The sequence below is a fragment of the Pedobacter sp. 10L46_2 genome (genome assembly GCF_056395165.1).
The window spans coordinates 1-1,187 of the sequence record NZ_JBFTIZ010000539.1; the positions used below are offsets into that span (position 1 = coordinate 1).

1 protein-coding gene is annotated in these 1,187 nt (G+C 34.8%); it reads right to left on the reverse strand.

The window, feature by feature from the left end:
* Positions 1-206: 206 nt before the first annotated feature.
* Positions 207-1,187 (reverse strand): sensor histidine kinase (locus tag AC1DDX_RS27615; protein WP_477623061.1); only part of this gene is annotated, 981 nt, incomplete at its 5' end.

Below are 1,187 nucleotides of genomic sequence, written 5' to 3' on the forward strand. Positions count from 1 at the left end.
CCCAAATAGTTTGCTGGGCATATCCGATGATTTTGACCTTAGACGAACAGCGGATCCCTAAAAATTACCAGCTACCACTGCCAAAGCTACCATTAGTGGATAGCCAAAAATATTTCAAAAACACTATTTAATTTTGTTTTACGACTTAGCTGAAAAAAGTCTATTTATGCTGACCTGAAGGGGGGGGGACAGATTGATCTGCAAGCTCAATTAGAAATTGTCAATTCCATGGTAACAATAAATACGTCCTCGATATTGGTGATCTTAAATTTATGACGTTTAGGATATAGTATGTTGAGTCTTTTTTTGATATTTGGTAAACCGATATTGCCATATTTTGCGGTGCTCTTCTCATTTTCCATTTCTAATGGTTTGTTATTCGAAATTTTAAATACAAATGTGTTTCCCTTTATATAAGCCTCCATATTAATCCAGGCTTCATTAATAAGCTTTTCCACGCCATGCTTAAATGCATTTTCAACCAAAGGCAAGATAAGCAATGGAGCAATTTGTATATCCCCAAAATCCTGTTTCACATCCATATTCACCTCCAAGTTTTGAGTATATCTTATTTTTTCAAGCGAAATATAAGCCGAGATGATATGCATTTCTTTCTTTAAATCTACATTTAGTGTGTTGCACTCATATAGTATATACCGTAAAATACTCGATAATCCCAGCACCACGTCCGGTGCTTCATCGGCCTTGGTTATGGTAAGTGCATAAAGATTATTTAAGGTATTGAATAAAAAATGGGGATGTATCTGAGCTTTCAACAAGCTCAGTTCAATAGCTTGATTTTTATTGCGGTATATTAAATAGATGATTACCGAGCCAAGCAAGAGTAAAACTATAGCAGCAATGCCGTATAAAATGTATTTATTCTTCTTTTGCAGTTCAAAATCCTTGTGAATTAACTGTAGCTTCTGGTCCGATAATGCTTTCTCCTTAATCGTCGTTTGGTATTTGATTTCTGTCTCATGAATAGCTTTTTTCATTACCAAATTATTTACCGAATCAGTCATCAGCTTATGCTGCTTTAGCAGAGATAGTGATTTTCTGTATTCTCCCTTGTGCTCATATATTTCTGAACCCAATAAATAAAACTCCCTTACGTCTTCGGCATCCATTTCTTTAACAGCTTGCTGTAAATTCTTGTCGAAATAGAATTTTGCTTTATCATATTC